Genomic DNA, 16,905 nt, shown 5'->3' with positions numbered 1-16,905 from the left:
GGTCAGCTCTCAATCCTCGTCCATCTTCAGCGCCGCAATAAAGGCTTCCTGCGGGATTTCGACCTTGCCGAACTGGCGCATGCGCTTCTTGCCGGCCTTCTGCTTTTCCAGCAGCTTCTTCTTGCGGGTGGCGTCGCCGCCGTAGCATTTCGAGGTCACGTCCTTGCGGAGCGCCCGGACGGTCTCGCGGGCGATGATCTTGCCGCCGATGGCCGCCTGGATCGGGATCTGGAACAGGTGAGGCGGGATCAGTTCCTTCATCTTCTCGACCATGCCCCGACCGCGCGTCTCGGCGCGGGCGCGGTGGACCAGCATGGAGAGGGCGTCGACCGGCTCGGCGTTGACCAGGATGGACATCTTCACCAGGTCGCCGACCTTGTATTCGGTGATCTCGTAGTCGAACGAGGCGTAACCCTTCGAGATCGACTTCAGCCGGTCGTAGAAGTCGAACACCACCTCGTTCAGCGGCAGCTCATAGACCACCATGGCGCGGTTGCCGACGTAGGACAGTTCGATCTGCTGGCCGCGACGGTCCTGGCACAGCTTGATGACGCCGCCCAGGTATTCGTCCGGCGTCAGGATGGTGGCCTTGATCCAGGGCTCGGCGATCGTCTCGATCTGCATCACGTCGGGCAGGTCAGCCGGGTTGTGCAGGTCCATTTCGGAGCCGTCGCGCAGGCCGATCTTGTAGACGACGGACGGCGCCGTGGCGATCAGGTCGAGGTTGAACTCGCGGCTCAGACGCTCCTGAATGATCTCCAGGTGCAGCAAACCCAAAAAGCCGCAGCGGAAGCCAAAGCCCAGCGCCGCCGAGCTTTCCATCTCATAGGTGAAGGAGGCGTCGTTCAGGCGCAGTTTGCCGATCGCGGCGCGCAGGTCCTCGAAGTCGGCGGCGTCCACCGGGAACAGGCCGCAGAAGACGACCGACTGGACTTCCTTGAACCCCTTCAGCGGTTCGGCGGTCGGCTTCTTCTCGTCGGTGATGGTGTCGCCGACGGCGGCATGGGCCACTTCCTTGATCTGGGCGGTGATGAAGCCGACCTCGCCGGGACCGAGTTGATCGACCGGGGTGTTCTTGGGCAGGAAGACGCCGACCCGGTCGATCAGGTGGGTCGAGCCGTTGCGCATCATCTTGACCCGCATGCCGGTCTTCAACACGCCGTCGAAGACGCGCACCAGCACGACGACGCCGAGGTAAGGATCGTACCAGGCGTCGACCAGCATGGCCTTCAGCGGCGCATTCACATCGCCCTTGGGCGCCGGAAGCTTGGTGACGATGGCCTCCAGCACCTCCTCGATGCCGATGCCGGACTTGGCGCTGGCCAGGACGGCTTCGGAGGCGTCGATGCCGATCACGTCCTCGATCTGGGCGCGCACGCGGTCCGGCTCGGCGGCCGGCAGATCGACCTTGTTCAGGACCGGGACGATCTCGTGGTTGTTGTCGATGGCCTGATAGACATTGGCCAGGGTCTGGGCCTCGACCCCTTGCGAGGCGTCCACGACCAGCAGCGAGCCTTCGCAGGCGGCCAGGGAGCGGCTGACCTCATAGGCGAAGTCCACGTGGCCCGGCGTGTCCATCAGGTTCAGGATATAGTCCTGCCCGTCCTTGGCCCGATAGGTCAGGCGCACGGTCTGGGCCTTGATGGTGATGCCCCGTTCCTTCTCGATCTCCATATTGTCGAGCACCTGCTCGGACATCTCGCGCGCGGTCAGGCCGCCGGTGTGCTGGATCAGGCGGTCGGACAGGGTCGACTTGCCATGATCGATGTGCGCGACCACGCTGAAGTTGCGAATGTTCGAGATCGGGGGAGTCGTCATCCGCGCGCCCCTATCACGCGTAAGGGTTCGGGACCAGACGCACGGCCGAACTGGTCCCGAACTGCGTCACATTAAGCCTTGGCAATAAAGCCTTTCGCCGTTTGAGAAGGCTTGGCGGACGCGGTATGGAACAAACCTCCCGATAACCGGCGCGAGCCGGCGACCCGCTTCGCCTGCAACCGAGGAAATCCCGTGTCCAAGACGACCCGAACCGTTTTCAACTTCGGCGCCGTCGCCCTGTCGGCCTTGCTGCTGGCCAGCTGCGGCGGACATGGCGAGGAAAAGAAAGATGAAAAGGCCGCAGGCGGCTCGCGCCAGACCGTCAGCGCCGCGACCGTGACCCAGACCAGTCTGGACCGCACCGTCACCGCCTCTGGCACCGTCTCGGCCTGGGAAGAGGTGCCGGTCGCGGCCGAGACCGGCGGCCTGACCGCAGTCGCCGTCTATGTGGACGAAGGCTCCTATGTCCGACAGGGCCAGCCTCTGGTGCAGATGAACGACGTCCTGCTGCGCGCCCAGCTGCGCCAGCAGCAGGCCCAGGTGCAGCTGGCCGAGGCCAATGTGGCGCGCGACAACGCCGCGCTCGATCGCGCGCAGCAGCTGAAGGAACGCGGCTTCCTCAGCCAAGCGTCGCTGGATACGGCCCTGGCCAACCAACGCAGCTCGAACGCCAATCTGGCCGCCGCCCGCGCGGCCCTCAGCCAGACCCAGACCCAGTTGTCACAGGCGACCATCCGCGCGCCCGTCAGCGGCCTGATCATCAGCCGCAGCGTCACCAAAGGTCAGATCATCGCCGCCGGGACCGAGCTGTTCCGCATGGTGCGCGACGGCCGGCTTGAGCTGGACGCCCAGGTGCCGGAAACCGAACTGTCCCTGGTCCGCGCCGGTCAGTCCGCGATCGTGACCTCCAGCGAGGCCGGCCAGACCACCGGCTCGGTCCGCATCGTCACGCCCGAGGTCAATGCGCAGACCCGCCTGGGCCTGGCTCGCATTTCCCTGGCGCCCGGCGCCCAGCTGCGGCCCGGCATGTTCGCCCGCGCCAACATCGCCGTCGGCGATCAGCCGGCGACGACCGTGCCGACCGGCGCGGTCCTGTATCGCGACAACAAGCCCGGCGTCTTCGTGGTCCGGGGCGACAGCACCGTCCACTTCCAGCCCGTGACCATCCTGTCGCGCACCGAGACCCAGACGGCGGTCAGCGGCGTCGCCGTCGGCGTTCGCGTCGCGGTGGACGGCGCCGGCTTCCTGAACGAAGGCGACCGCGTCAACGTGGCCCAGGCGGTCGGCAACGCGCCGGCCCCGGCCGCTCAGCCTGCGACTAAGTAGGACCGACGACCATGAACCAGATGTCGTCATGGGCGATCAAGAACCCGATCCCGATCATCCTGCTGTTCCTGTTGCTGACGCTCGGCGGCGTGGTCGGCTTCATGGGGATGCGGATCAATCAGAACCCCGACATCGACTTTCCGCTGGTCGCCGTCACGGCCGCCCGCCCCGGCTCGGCCCCGGCGGAAATGGAGGTCCAGGTCACGCGCCTGATCGAGGATTCGCTGGCCGGCCTCTCGGGCGTGCGCCACATCACCTCCAACATCACCGACGGCGTCTCGACCACGACGATCGAGTTCGAGCTGGGCACCGATACCGACCGCGCCACCAACGATGTGCGCAACGCCATGACCGGCCTGCGCGCGTCCCTGCCCCAGGACATGCAGGAGCCAGCGGTCCAGCGTATCGACATCACCGGCGACGCCCTGATCACCTATGTGGTCCGCTCGCCGACCATGACGCCGGAAGAGATCAGCTGGTTCATCGACAACGAGGTCAGCCGCGGCCTGCTGGCTTTGGGCGGCGTGGGAGAGGTCAACCGCTCGGGCGGGGTGGACCGCGAGATCCGCGTCGAGCTGGACCCGCAGCGGCTCGCCGCCTACGGCGTCACTGCCGCCGAGGTCAGCCAGGCGCTGAACAACGTCAATAACAACCTGCCGGGCGGGCGAGTCACCATCGCCGGGTCCGAGCGCGCCGTGCGCACCCTGGGCGCCGCGACCTCCGTGGCGCAACTGCGCGACACCCTCGTCCCGCTGGGCGACGGCAAGACGGTGCGTCTGGACAACCTGGGCACGGTCGAGGACAAGTGGAGCGAGCCGCGCCGCCTGGCCCGCTACAACGGCCAGGAGGCTGTGACCTTCAACTTCCTGCGGTCGCGCACCGCGTCCGAGGTCAAGGTCGCCGAAAAGGTCCGCGAGGAGGTCAAGAAGCTTGACGACGCCCACCCCGAACTGACGATCCAGCAGGTCACCGCCAGCGTCGAACAGATCGAGGAATCCTATCTGGCCTCGCTGGAGGCCCTGCTGCTGGGCGCCGTGCTGGCGGTCATCATCGTCTTCATCTTCCTGCGCGACTGGCGGGCGACCTTCATCGCGGCCATTGCCATGCCGATGTCGCTGATCCCGACCTTCGCCATCCTGGGCCCGCTGGACCAGTCGCTGAACGTGGTGACCCTGCTGGCCCTGTCGTTGACCATCGGCATCCTGGTTGACGACGCCATCGTGGAGATCGAGAATATCGTCCGCCACATGCGCGACGGCAAACCGCCCTACGACGCCTCACTGGAGGCGGCCGACGAGATCGGGCTGGCGGTCGTGGCCACCACCGCCACCATCATCGCCGTCTTCGCCCCCGTCGGCTTCATGCCCGGCATCATCGGCCAATTCTTCAAGGCCTTTGCGCTGGCGGCCTGCGTCTCGGTGGCCTTCTCCCTGCTGGTCGCGCGGACCCTGACACCGCTGATGGCCGCCTTTATCCTGAAACACACCAACCACGAAGACCGCGATCCCTTCTGGATGGACGGCTATCTCAAGGCCCTGCGCTGGTCGCTGGGCAATCGATGGAAGGTGTTGATCCTCGGCATCCTGTTCCTGTTCGGCTCCATCGCCACGGCCGTCGTCGCCAAGATGTCGTTCGAGTTCATGTCGCCCGGCGACACGGCCCGCGCCGCTTTCCAGGTCGAGCTGCCACCCGGCGCGACTCTGCGGCAGACCGACGCCGTGGTTCAGCAGGTCACCAGGCGGCTGGAAGCCCGGCCCGAGGTCGTCTCCGTCTATGCCGCCATCGGTGGGCAGGACGTGACCCAGGCCAACATCTATGCCGACATGGTGCCCAAGGGCGACCGCGACCTGAGCCAGCAGGCCTTCGCCCGCGTCATGGTGGACGAGCTGAAACAGATCCCCGGCGCCCGCATCCGCGCCGGCGTCGCCCAGCAGGGCGGCGGTCCCGGCGACGGCACCAGCTATACCTTCTCGATTCTGAGCGATAACCCGGATGCCCTGAACGCTGCCGCGCGCAAAGTCGAAGAGGAAATGCGCGGCGTCCCCGGCCTAGCCAACGTCGTCAACTCGGCCGCCATCGCCCGTCCCGAAATTCTGGTCACGCCGCGTCCGGACGAGGCGGCCCTTGCCGGCGTTTCGGCCGGCGCCATCTCCCAGGCCGTGCGCGTCGCCACCATCGGCGACGTGGACCAGAACCTGCCCAAATATAACTTGGGCGACCGCCAGATCCCGATCCGTCTGCAACTGACCGCAGACGCGCGAGAGGATCTGACCGTGCTGGAAAACCTGCGGGTGCCGGCGACGGGCGGTGCGTCCGTGCCGCTCACCGCCGTCGCCGACATACAGTTCGGCGCCGGTCCCGCCACCGTCACCCGCCAGGACCGGTCGCGGATCGCCTCGATCAGCGCCGAACTGGACGGCATCACCACCGGCGCGGCCGGGGCGGCGGTCAATCGCCTGCCCTCTGTCAAGACCCTGCCCGCCGGCGTGCGCCAGGTGCCGGCCGGCGACGCCGAGTTCATCCAGGAGATGCTGACCGGCTTCGGCATCGCCTTCGCCTCGGGCATCCTGCTGATGTATGCGGTTCTGACGCTGCTGTTCAGAAGCTTCGCCTATCCGATCACCATCATGGCGGCCCTGCCCCTGGCCATCGGCGGCGCCTTCATCGCCCTGGCTATCGGCGGCGCCAACTTCTCCATGTCGGCCCTGATCGGGGTGCTGATGCTGATGGGGATCGCGGCCAAGAACTCCATCCTGCTGGTGGATTATGTCATCATGGCCGAGCGAGAGGGTATGCCCCGCCACGAGGCCATCATGGATGCGGCGCACAAGCGCGCCCGGCCGATTTTGATGACCACATTCGCCATGGGCGCCGGCATGGTGCCCATCGCCCTTGGGGTGGGCGCCGACGTCCAGTTCCGCTCACCCATGGCCATCGCCGTGCTGGGCGGACTGATCTCATCGACCTTCCTGTCCCTGCTCTACATCCCCGCCATCTTCACCATCGTCGACGACATCGCCGGCTGGGGCCGCCGCATCCTGAGCCGAAAGACGGCCGGGCAGCGGGAGTTGGCGAAACCGAGGCAGGGGCCGTTAGTGGAGTAGCGCGCGGCGCCTTTCGCACCACACCTTCGTCACCGTCTCCGTCACCCTCGGCAAAGAGTCCGAGGGTGACGGTTCTAAAAAAGGCAGGTTTCCCGCCTCGATCCGGACCGGAACAGACTGAGCGGAACGCGCAGCCGATCTGCCAATTCATGGAAAATGATGACGCGGAGAGCCTATGCCTTCGCGGCACCTTCCCGACCGGGACCTTTTTCGCGGGGCGGTATCTGGAGCTCTAGTGCGCAACGGGCGCGCTGGGCCAGGACAGGCGGGCGATTGCGCCGGGCGATGAGGACCGCAGCGACCAGTCTCCGCCGAGTTGGCGGGCCAGGGCCGTGATGATCCGAAGACCCAGGCTGGTCGGTTCGGTGCCCGTATCTTCGGTGACGCCGACGCCGTCGTCGGCGATGATCAGGGTGCGTACCGCGCCATCGTCGCACAGATCGATCGTGATCCGGCCTGGCCGGTCGGGAAAGGCGTGCTCCAGCGCGTTGTTGACGCACTCCAGCATGATCAGGACCACGGGCGTGGCCTCCTCGGCCGACAGAACCACGTCGCCGCTGGAGATGGAGACAATCACGTCGTCACGCGCGGCCGCCGTCAGCGCATCGTCGACGATCGATCGCGCCAAATCCTGAAAAGCGGTGTTCTTCTGGTCTGCGTCGGCCAGACTGCGCTGGATGCGGGCCACGAGACCCGTGCGGGACGAGGCGTCGGCCAAAGCCTTTCTGGCGCCTGGGTCGGCGGCGGCGCGCGCCTCCAGGCTCAACAAGGCGCTGACCACCTGAATATTGTTCGACACCCGGTGCTGAACTTCTCTGAGCAGAATGTCGCGGCTTTCCGCGAGCGCGGCGTTGCGCTCGACTTCGCGCGCCAACTTTCCTGACGCCTTGTCCATGCCGACGATGAAGAAGATGTCGACGGCGACGACGAAGGCATAGAAGCCGATGGCGACGAAGGTCGCGACGCTGAGGTCGAACCCAGCCGGGCCGATCCAGAACCACCAGGCCGACAACCCCGACAAGGTCGCTGTCAGGACCGCCGGGCGCAGGCCCGCATAGAAGGCGACCAGAACGACGGCCGGAAAAAAGGTCAGATAGGGAAAGCCCGGCGGAAACCAGTGCGCCAGGCCGTAGCGAATGGCGAAGGCGACCAGCCAGGCGGCTATGGCGAAGGCATAACCGCGCCAGACGGGCGTTCGAAACTTCTGATGAAGCATTCGCTTCCCCAATGGACGCAGTGCGTCGACAAAGCCTTGTATCGGGCAGTGGAACGTCCGCGTCCAGCATGGCTTAACGAGGGAAACCGGTCGATTGGCGAAAAGTCCATAACGAGAGCCTGCTGTGACAACGCCAGGTCGCACCCGCCCACGGGCTTGATTGCACAGAAAAAGGGCCGGCCGGTCGCCCGGTCGGCCCTTGGTCGGTCAGCCTCGAAGGCCAGCGATCAGTATTTGACCTTCAGCGTCACGCCGTATGTGCGCGGGGCGCCGAGGTAGGCGTTGTAGGTCGCCGTGTCGGTGGCCTGGTTGTAGAAGGTGCCGTTGGCTTGCGGCGTCGTGGTGTTGGTGAAGGCCGTACCCTGCAGCGGCGCGGCGAAGCCGACCTGGGTGTATTCTTCTTCCAGCAGGTTCTGGCCCCAGACCTCCAGCGTCCAGCGCTCATCCGCCGAACCGATCGAGACCCGGCCGTTGACGACGGTGAAGGCGTCCTGGTTCTTGTACGGCAGCAAGTCCGAGCCGGTGTTGTATTCGGTCGAATACTTGGCCGACAGGTTGAAGCCGCCGCGCAGGCCGCCGCCCAGTTCGCGATCGAACGCCAGGGCGCCGGTCAGCGACCATTCGGGAGCGAAGGACGCACGCGCGCCCGGCAGCAGCGACAGCTGCGGGAAGCGGCCAGGGCTGGACAGGTCGGCGGCGCCGAACTGGCCGTATTTGGCGTCGGTGTAGGTCACGCCGCCCTGGAAGCTCAGGCCCTCGACCGGGGTGAACCAGACCATGTCGGCATCGACGCCGCGCGAGGTCAGTTCCGGGATCGATTCCACCACGAAGGCGGTGCCCAGGAAGGTGTTCAGTTGGAAGTTCTCGAACTTCTGATCGAAGTAGGTGACGTTCAGCAGCATGGTGCGGTCGAACAGGGTCGTCTTGACGCCCGCCTCATAGCTGTCGACAGTCTCGGCCTTGAAGAACAGCGAGGCGTCCGGCGTCACGCCCGTCTGCACCCGGTCCATATTGTAGCCCGCGCCCTTGTAGCCGCGCGCATACGAGCCGTAGACCATGATCGACGGGTTGAAGCGGTAGGACGCCTTGATCGTGCCCGACAGGTCGGTGTCGCTGAACTTCTCCTGGATCCGACGACCGTCGTACAGCGGGTTGGACCAGGGCAGACACAGCAGACCGAGCGCGGCGGCTGGCGTGGCGACGTTGGCGGTGCCGGGGATCGGCGACACGGTGCGGTTGGCCGGGTTCTGATTGGCCAGGGCGCCGCCGCAAGCTGCGCCGTTGGTGCCCAGATTGTCCTGAATCCCGAACAGACGCTTGCTGTCGTAGGTGTAGCGCAGACCCAGGTTGATATCGAAGGCCTCGGTCACCCGGTAGGTGTTGTTGGTGAAGACGGCGACCGATTCCGACTTCTGGGAATAGTGGTCTTCGTAGGCCTTGCCGACGCCGAAGGTCGGGGCGGCGGCGCTGGGCGGCACCGCGCCGATCACGCACAGCGGCTGGCCCGCGGCCGCGCCGGCGGTGCCGACTAGGAAGCCGTTCGGATTGGTGAAGCAGCCCAGGCGCGACGGGCTGGGACCGCCCACCGTCGCTGGCAAGGACGCCGTCAGCAGCAGGGAGGCGAAGGCGTTGTAGTCCGAGCCATAGACATAGCTGTCGTCGCGATAGACGCCTTCCTTGGTGGCGAACAGACCGACCAGCCAGTCTAGCTTGTCCGAGGTGCCGGCCAAGCGGAACTCCTGCGTCAGATTGTCGACGCCGTAGCCGTTGGAGCCGTCGTTGGCGCGGTACAGGATGTCGGCGCCGGTGTAGTCCAGGTCCATCCCCTGCTGGAACGACCAGTCGCGCCACGAGGTCTGCGACGTCAGGGTGGCGTTGATGCTGGGGAAGTCGATGGTCGCTTCCGCCGACAGACCCATGTCCTCGATCTCTTGCGGGGTCTCGCGGTTCGAATAGGCCAGACGTGAGAAGGGCACGGTGCCGAAGCCGGCGACCGGCGGACGCTGGCCCGGGCCGTTCGGCGCCGTCAGGGCGGCGATGAAGGCCTGGGTCGGGCCGACGCGCGTCTGCACGGCGACGCAGCAGTATTCCTCGCGCTTGGTGTAGTCGGCGATCAGGCGCACCGAGACGTCGTCGCTGGGCAGGATCAGCAGTTGGCCGCGCGTGGTCCAGTAGTCCTGGGTCTGGTCGTCCTTGCGGGTGTTGGGTCCGTCGCCGTTGTTGACGTCGTAGAAGCCGTCACGCTCGCGGTGAGCGACGAACAGGCGGCCGGCGATCTGGTCGGTCAGGCCGCCGGTGACGGAAACCGAACCGCCGACGGCGCCGAAGTTGCCGCCGGTCAGTTCGCCCGCGATCGAGGGATCGAACGAGGGGCGCTCGGTGATGATGTTGATGACGCCGGCCGAGGTGTTCTTGCCGAACAGGGTGCCTTGCGGGCCCTTCAGGACCTCGATGCGGCTCAGTTCGCCCAGGTCGCCGAAGCCGACCGAGTTGCGCGAGCGATAGACGCCGTCGATCACCACGCCGACCGAGCTTTCCAGGCCGGGGTTGTCGCCGACGGTGCCGGCGCCGCGGATGCGCACGGTGGTGGAGGCTTCCGATTGGGTCGAGGTGACGGTCATGCCCGGCGTCAGGATCTGCAGATCCTTGATGTCCTGCACGCCGGCGCCGTCCAGCAGTTCCTGCGACAGGGTCGTGACCACGATCGGCACGTCCTGCAGGCTCTGTTCGCGCTTCTGGGCGGTGACGATGATGTCGTCGACGGTCGCCGGGGCTTCCTGCGCGGCGGCGACGCCTGCAAAGCCGAACACGACAGCGCCAACGACGGCGGCGGACACAGTGGTCCTGAGTTGAAGATTGCGGCGCATAGCGTCCTCCCGGCTGAAGCCGCGATGCTTTGAGCGATCGCAGCGTTTCCTGTTCCCTCGACGTCCCCTACGTGGGGGATCATTCGTTAGGGACAGGCTAAGCGCGGTTCGGGCCGACCGACAAGCGAGCGTTGTTCGCCGCGACGATTTTTCGCCGCGGATTCGCCTTTGTGTGTCAGGGAAGCGACAGAAAACGCTGACGCTAGGTCAGTTTTTGCCCGTCTTTCGGCCCCAGAGGCTCGACCTCAGGATGCAGGGCGGCGGGATCCACCTGGCGGGCCCGACCGGCGAAACCCAGCACCAGGGCCGCCGCGATCGCCGACAGGATCGAGCCGCCGATAACGCCCAGTTTGACCTCGACCTGCTCGGGCGAATCGACCGCGCCAGGGAAGGCCAGGACGCCGATGAACAGGCTCATGGTGAAGCCAACCCCGCACAGCAGGGAGACGCCATAGACTTGCAGCCAGCTGGCGCCCGTCGGCCGCGCGCCGATCCTCAGCGCCGAGGCCAGCCAGGCGGCGCCCAGGACGCCGATCTGCTTGCCGAAGAACAGGCCCAGGGCGATGGCGATAACGAGGGGCGCGAACGCCTGCTCCATCGACAGGCCGGCGAAGGAGACGCCCGCCTTTGCGAAGGCGAACAGCGGCAGGACCAAAAAGGCGTTCCACGGATGCAGATCGTGCATCGCCTCCTTCAGCGGGCTCTGGCCGTCTTCGGCGCGCCCCTTGATCGGCACGATCATGGCGAAGGCCACGGCGGTCAGGGAGGTGCTGAGGCCCGACAGCACGGTCAGATACCAGACCAGGGCGAACCCCAGCACCCAGAAGGGCGCGGGGATGCGGATGCGGTGCGCCGCGACCGCGCCAAGCGCTAGGGCGCCCAGCGCCCAGAACAGCGGCGTCCAATTCGCGCCCTCGCTGAACAGCACGGCGATCAGGGCGATGGCGCCCAGGTCGTCGACGATGGCGAGCGTCAGCAGGAAGACCCGCAATGACGAGGGCAAGCCCTTGCCAACGAAGCCGAAGATGGCCAGCGCAAAGGCGATGTCGGTCGCCAGCGGAATGGGCCAGCCCGCATGGGGCGCCCCGATGGCGCCGGACAGCAGCAGATAGACCGCCGCCGGCCCCGCCATGCCGCCGAGCGCCGCCAGCACTGGCGTCGCCAGCTTCTTCGGATCGCTGAGTTCGCCGCGTACGATCTCGTATTTGATCTCCAGCCCCACGACGAGGAAGAAGATCGCCATCAAACCTTCCTTGATCCAGTCGGAGATCGTCTCCTCCAGCCGGATCGGGCCGATCTGCAAGACGTGGTAGCTCTTCAGCCAAGCGAAATAATCGGCCGACCAGGGCGAGTTGGCGATCGCCACGGCGGCGATGGCGGCCAGCGCCAGCGCCGAGCCGGATGCGGCCTCGGTTTTGAGGAAATCGAGTGTCAGTTTGCGCGCCACGGCGGCCTCCAAGCGAACGGAAGTTTCGTCGTGACGCCAGGTTATCGACGGGCGTCGGACCGGATTCGCAAACCAAACTCGGCGCGCCGGCCTGGCCGCACGGGGCGACCTGATGGCTGGTGCCAGAATAGAGGATCAGGCCGGCCAAGCCAAGCCGAAGCAGGCTAGCCCCTCGGGCCGAACAGGATGAGCCCGGCGCCAACCAGGCAGACAAGGCCGCCCAGGATGTCCCAGCGATCTGGCGGGGTCTTCTCGACCAGCGCCATCCAGATGAGGGAGGCGCAGATATAGACGCCGCCGTAGGCCGCGAAGGCGCGGCCCGCCGCGTCGCTGGGGACCAGGGTTAGGAGCCAGGCGAAGGCGATCAAGCAGGCGACGCCGGGCGCCAGCCACAGGGGTGAACGATCCAGCTTCAGCCAGGCCCAGAAGGCGAAACAGCCGCCGATCTCCGCCAGGGCCGCCAGCGGATAGATCAGCCAGAGTTTCACTCAGGCGTGTCCGTCTTCGCCTTCGCCGCCCGCTCGGCCGCCAGCTTGGCCAGGACCCGGCCGCGGCCGCGCGACAGGGCGTGGATGGCGCCGCGCATGGTGGCGACCTCTTGCTCCGAGAAGGCGGCGCGGCCCAGCATGACGCGCAGGTTCTGGCTCATCGAGCGCTTCTTCTCGGGCGGATAGAAGAAGCCGCCGTTTTCCAGCTCTTCCTCCAGATGCTCGTACATGCCGATCAGCAGGTCGTTCGACGCCGGCGGTTCGCTGTCGCGGAAGCGCGGCGGCGGGGCGTCCAGGATCAGGGTGCGCCACTCATAGGCGTTGATCGCCACGGCCTGGGCCAGGTTCAGCGAGTGGTGCTTCGGATCGATCGGAATGGTGACGATGCCGGCGCACAGGGCGATGTCGGTCGTCTCCAGTCCGGCGCGCTCGCCGCCGAACAAGAGGCCCGTCTTCAGGCCCGAGGCCGTGTCGTCATAGAGGACGCGGCTGGCCTCGCGCGGCGTGCGCACTGGCTGGCGCGTCTCGCGCGGGCGGGCGGTCGTGGCGAAGACGGTGTTCAGGTCGGCGATGGCCTCGGCGACACTGTCGAACACCCGCACCCTGTCCAAGACCCAGTCGGCGCCCGAGGCCGTGGCCCAGGCCCGCTCTTGGGGCCAGCCGTCGCGGGGGCTGACCAGGCGCAGGTCCGACAGGCCGAAGTTGGCCATCACCCGCGCCACGGCGCCGATGTTCTCGGCCATCTGCGACTTGTCGAGGATGACAGAGGGAGGTGTCAGCTCAGGCAACGCAATCAGTCCTCGCCCACCATGGCGATCCAGGGGTCGGCGGTTCCGGCCTCGACCTCGGCGACCTTGACGGCGGGCCAGCCGATGGAGGCGCTGCCCGAGGCGGTCCAGGCGGCGACGATGAAGTCGCGCAGTTCGCCGGCGCCCGCCGCCAGACGTTCGTTGACGAAGGCCGCGCCGCGCGGGTCGCTGTCGCGGAAACCTCCGGCCTTCTCCAGACGATAGAAGGGGATCACCGTGCCCAGGGTCGTGGTCAGATAGGAGACGGTGCGCGCCTTGACGTCGAAACCGTCCAGTTTGGCGGCCGGCATGGCGGCCTCGACGGCGTCCAGACGGGCGACGCGGTTGGTGAACTCGCCCTCGAACACGGCGTGGGTCTGGCGCGAGTTGGTGAAGCCTTCCGGGTTCGGGAAGTCGCCCCAGCCGTTGTAGTGAATGCTGGTGTGATGCGGTTGCGAACCGTCGCCGACGTAGTGGCCCATGACGCCGATGTCGCGCAGGATCAGGGCCTCGCGGCGAATGCGGTCGGCGCGATACCAGGCCTGGCGCTCCATATTGGTCTCGCGCTTTTCGGCGGCGTTCAGCACGCGCCAGTAGGCGAAGTCGCGGCCCAGCTGCTGCCAGGCGTCCATCATGGCGTAGGGCAGATAGCCGGCGTCGTTGACGTCCAAACCGGCCTTGGTCAGGGCGGCGTCATATTCGGACTTCAGGCGCGGCAGGTCGTTGAGGTTCATGCCGCGCTGGTCGTAGACGCGCCCCTGGTCGTCCAGATCGACGAAGTGGGCGGTGTCGCGCTCGCGGTCGTGCGGCTGGCCGGCGCCCTTCCAGCGGTCGGGCTCGCGCGCCAGTTCGCCCACGTCTGCGATGGCGGCCGGGGTGCGCAGGAAGGCCGGCAGTTCGTCCGGCAGGGCCCGCATCGCCGCCACGCCGATCAGGCGGTGGCCGGTGTTGCCCCAGGCGGTGACAGTGACAGCCGGCGCGGCGACCGCGACGAGGGACAGGGCGGCGATGGCGAGACGTTTCATGGACAAACCTCAACAAGGATCACGCCCGTCTAACGCATCCTTGATCGCGCCTCCAGCGTCCAAGGGGTGGTGCGAGGCGCATCGGCGCCTAGGTTATGAAGGCTCCCCCTTCGTCTGTTTCAGGCTCCACGCCCTTGGGGAGCGATGACGTGATTGCGTCGTCGCCGTCGTCGGACGGCCCTTCAAGTGGACGCCAGACCGAAAGGACATTCCCATGCGCACGCCCCGCATCGCCCTTCTTGCTTCCGTCGCCCTTCTTGCGACCGCTGCGACCGCTCACGCCCAAGACGCATCAACCACATCGCAGACGCCGACGGCCGCGCCGATGGCCGGCTCGACCACTTTCACCGATGACGAGCTGAAAAAGTTCGACGACGCCATGGCCAAGGTGAGAGCCGTCAGCGACACGCTGAACGGCGCTCAGCCGACGCCGGAACAGCAGGCGCAGATGGCCGCCGCAGTGCAGGATTCGGGGCTGGAAGTGACGCGCTTCAACACCCTGTCCAACGCCGTCGCCGCCGATCCGGCCCTGGCGGCGCGCATCCGGGTGGTCAACGCCACGCCGCCCGCGCCCGGCACGCCGGCCGCCGCTGTGACGGAGGACGAACTGAACCGCTTCGTCACCGCCATGACGCAGATCCGCGCCGTCACGGCCGAGGTGCAGAACAATCAGGCGACGCCCGAGCAGAGCGCCAAGTTGACGGCGGCGGTCGAGGCGTCCGGCCTGACGACCGAGCGTTTCAACGCCATCTCGCAACTGGTGTCCGCGACGCCCTATCTTCAGGCCAAGGCGCAACTGGCCGGCGCGCGTCTGGAGAAGGGCACCAGCCAGTAGCGATCAGGTGTCTGCGGGCTCGCGCCGGGTGTCCGGCGCGGCCGGGCCCGCCTCGTCCTCGTTCAGCAGACGGCCTTCGCGACGGGGCTTGATATAGGGGGCGGGCTGGGGCGTCGGCATATTGCCGCGCATCAGCTGGCGGCCGGCCTTGAGCCCGCCGGTCAGTTGCAGGTCCAGTCGGGCCTCGTCGCGACGGCGCACGTCGCCGATGGTCTCGGCCGCCTCATGCTCGTCCAGCCCCAGTTCAACCAGGGCGCGCTCGCCGAACTTGAGCGCCGACTCGAAGGTCTCGCGGATCTGGTAGTCCACGCCGGCCTGGATTAGCCGCATCGAATGCCCTCGGTCGAAGGCGCGGGCCATGATCCGCGTAGTCGGGAACTCCGACTTGACCAGTTCGACGATGCGGTCGGCGGCCTCGGGCTTGTCGACGCAGACCAGGACCATCTCGGCCTCCTCCGCGCCCGAAGCGCGCAGGGTGTGCAGCTGGGTGCCGTCGCCGTAGTAGACCTTGAACCCGAACTGGGAGGCGGCCTGGATCATCTCCACGTCGTTCTCAATGATCGACACGTCGACGTCGCGGGCCAGCAGGGGTTGGGACACAACCTGGGCGAAACGGCCGAAGCCGATGATCAGCACCTGACCGCGCAGGTCCTTGGCGAAATCCACGCCCTCGGCGCTTTCGGCGTCCTGGACCGGCTTGGGCGACAGTCGCGCGATCAGCAGCGAGGTCAGGGGCGTCAGGGCCATCGACAGGATCACCACCGCCGACATCATCGCCCCGATGCGCGCGTCGAACAGGCCGGCGGCGACGGCGGCGCCGTACAGGACGAAGGCGAACTCGCCGCCTTGTGCGAACAGGCCGGCACGCTCGACCGCCTCATGGTGCGAGGCCTTGAACAGGCGCGCGACGGCATAGATGCACACGCCCTTGACCAGCATGAAGGCCACGACCCCGCCCAGCACCAGACGCCAGTCGGCGACCACGACCGACACGTCCAGCGACATGCCGACGCTGAGGAAGAACAGGCCCAGCAAGATGGCGCGGAACGGCTCGACGTCGGCCTCCAGCTGGTGACGGAAGGTCGATTCCGACAGCAGGACCCCGGCCAGGAATGCGCCCATGGCCATGGACAGGCCGCCCAGCGACATGGCCCAGGCGGCGCCGACTACGACCAGCAAAGCCGCCGCCGTCATCACCTCGCGTCCCCCATATTGGGCCAGCAGGCGGAAGACCGGATTGACCAGATATTTGCCGGCCAGCAGCACACCGCCGACCGCCGCGACCGCGAAGCCGACGGTCTGCCACAGGGGCGGCGCCTGTTCGTTGGCCACGCCCAGCACCGAGGCCAAGACGGCGACGATGGCCAGGAGCGGCACGATGGCCAGATCCTCGAGCAGCAGGATGGAGACCGCCCGCTGGCCCGGCCCGCCCGCGATCTCGCCGCGCTCTTCCAGCATCTGCATGATGACGGCGGTGGACGACAGGACAAAGCCCATGGCGCCGACGAAGGCGACGGGCGCGGAGAATCCGGCCAGCATGGCGGTCAGGGTCAGGATCAGGCCGCAGAATAGCACCTGGGCCGCGCCGAGGCCGAAGATTTCCTTGCGCAGTCCCCAGAGCCGCTTGGGCCGCATCTCCAGACCGATGATGAACAGGAAGATGACCACGCCGAACTCGGCGACGTGCAGGATGGTCTCGGGCTCGCGGAACAGCTTCAGACCGAAGGGACCGATGGCGAGGCCCGCCGCCAGATAGCCAAGCACCGATCCCAAGCCGATGCGCTTGAACACCGGGACGGCGAGCACGCCCGCGGCCAGCAGAGCGGCCGCCGCGCCCAGATCAAGTCCCGTCGTCGCCTCAGCCATCGCATTCCCCCAAGCTTGGCGTCTATTGTGGAGGTCCTGGTCGGCGATTGCGAGAGGACACGAAAGACACGCTGAAAGATCATCGTGCGTCGAGCGGGATTTGGCGCCACAGTTTCGCCCCAGGA

Annotated in this window: 11 protein-coding genes; 3 read left to right on the top strand and 8 right to left on the bottom strand. The window is 67.0% G+C overall.

What is annotated here, in order from left to right:
- Window positions 1-9: 9 nt before the first annotated feature.
- Window positions 10-1,818, bottom strand: coding sequence for a translation elongation factor 4 (gene lepA, locus ASF81_RS00790; RefSeq protein WP_055754055.1), 1,809 nt, complete (start codon window positions 1,816-1,818; stop codon window positions 10-12).
- 192 nt (window positions 1,819-2,010) lie between these two features.
- Between lepA and ASF81_RS00785 the strand changes: the two genes are divergently transcribed.
- Window positions 2,011-3,144, top strand: coding sequence for an efflux RND transporter periplasmic adaptor subunit (locus ASF81_RS00785; protein ID WP_055805279.1), 1,134 nt, complete (start codon window positions 2,011-2,013; stop codon window positions 3,142-3,144).
- Window positions 3,145-3,155: 11 nt separating this feature from the next.
- A complete protein-coding gene (locus ASF81_RS00780; protein ID WP_055803524.1) occupies window positions 3,156-6,248 on the top strand; it encodes an efflux RND transporter permease subunit in 3,093 nt (1,030 codons plus the stop codon).
- A 232-nt stretch (window positions 6,249-6,480) separates the two neighbouring features.
- Here ASF81_RS00780 and ASF81_RS00775 read toward each other — a convergent pair whose 3' ends face one another.
- From ASF81_RS00775 to ASF81_RS00750, 6 genes are all read right to left on the bottom strand, one after another.
- Complete coding sequence (locus ASF81_RS00775; RefSeq protein WP_055803521.1) at window positions 6,481-7,464, bottom strand: sensor histidine kinase; 984 nt, start codon at window positions 7,462-7,464, stop codon at window positions 6,481-6,483.
- A gap of 227 nt (window positions 7,465-7,691) precedes the next feature.
- Window positions 7,692-10,331 carry a TonB-dependent receptor gene (locus tag ASF81_RS00770; RefSeq protein ID WP_055803518.1) on the bottom strand — a complete coding sequence of 880 codons (2,640 nt, stop codon included), beginning with the start codon at window positions 10,329-10,331 and terminating at the stop codon, window positions 7,692-7,694.
- 202 nt (window positions 10,332-10,533) lie between these two features.
- Window positions 10,534-11,778, bottom strand: coding sequence for a Na+/H+ antiporter NhaA (nhaA, locus tag ASF81_RS00765; RefSeq protein ID WP_055805276.1), 1,245 nt, complete (start codon window positions 11,776-11,778; stop codon window positions 10,534-10,536).
- A gap of 164 nt (window positions 11,779-11,942) precedes the next feature.
- A complete protein-coding gene (locus tag ASF81_RS00760; protein ID WP_055803516.1) occupies window positions 11,943-12,266 on the bottom strand; it encodes a YnfA family protein in 324 nt (107 codons plus the stop codon).
- Complete coding sequence (locus ASF81_RS00755; RefSeq protein ID WP_055803513.1) at window positions 12,263-13,054, bottom strand: RNA methyltransferase; 792 nt, start codon at window positions 13,052-13,054, stop codon at window positions 12,263-12,265. The genes ASF81_RS00760 and ASF81_RS00755 overlap by 4 nt, the downstream gene beginning before the upstream one ends.
- A gap of 5 nt (window positions 13,055-13,059) precedes the next feature.
- Window positions 13,060-14,079, bottom strand: a complete 1,020-nt coding sequence (locus ASF81_RS00750) for a hypothetical protein (protein ID WP_055803509.1) — start codon at window positions 14,077-14,079, stop codon at window positions 13,060-13,062.
- 214 nt (window positions 14,080-14,293) lie between these two features.
- On the opposite strand from ASF81_RS00750, the gene ASF81_RS00745 reads away from it, so the two are divergent.
- On the top strand, window positions 14,294-14,914 hold the full coding sequence (locus tag ASF81_RS00745) for a DUF4168 domain-containing protein (RefSeq protein ID WP_055803506.1): 621 nt from the start codon (window positions 14,294-14,296) through the stop codon (window positions 14,912-14,914).
- Window positions 14,915-14,917: 3 nt separating this feature from the next.
- Here ASF81_RS00745 and ASF81_RS00740 read toward each other — a convergent pair whose 3' ends face one another.
- The gene (locus tag ASF81_RS00740) at window positions 14,918-16,780 is read right to left on the bottom strand and encodes a monovalent cation:proton antiporter-2 (CPA2) family protein (protein WP_055803503.1); all 1,863 of its coding nucleotides are present in this window, start codon (window positions 16,778-16,780) and stop codon (window positions 14,918-14,920) included.
- Between the last annotated feature and the right edge of the window lie 125 nt (window positions 16,781-16,905).

The sequence above is a fragment of the Brevundimonas sp. Leaf168 genome, assembly GCF_001423685.1.
Taxonomy (GTDB): domain Bacteria; phylum Pseudomonadota; class Alphaproteobacteria; order Caulobacterales; family Caulobacteraceae; genus Brevundimonas; species Brevundimonas vesicularis_C.
This window is presented reverse-complemented; position numbering and strand designations above follow the sequence as displayed.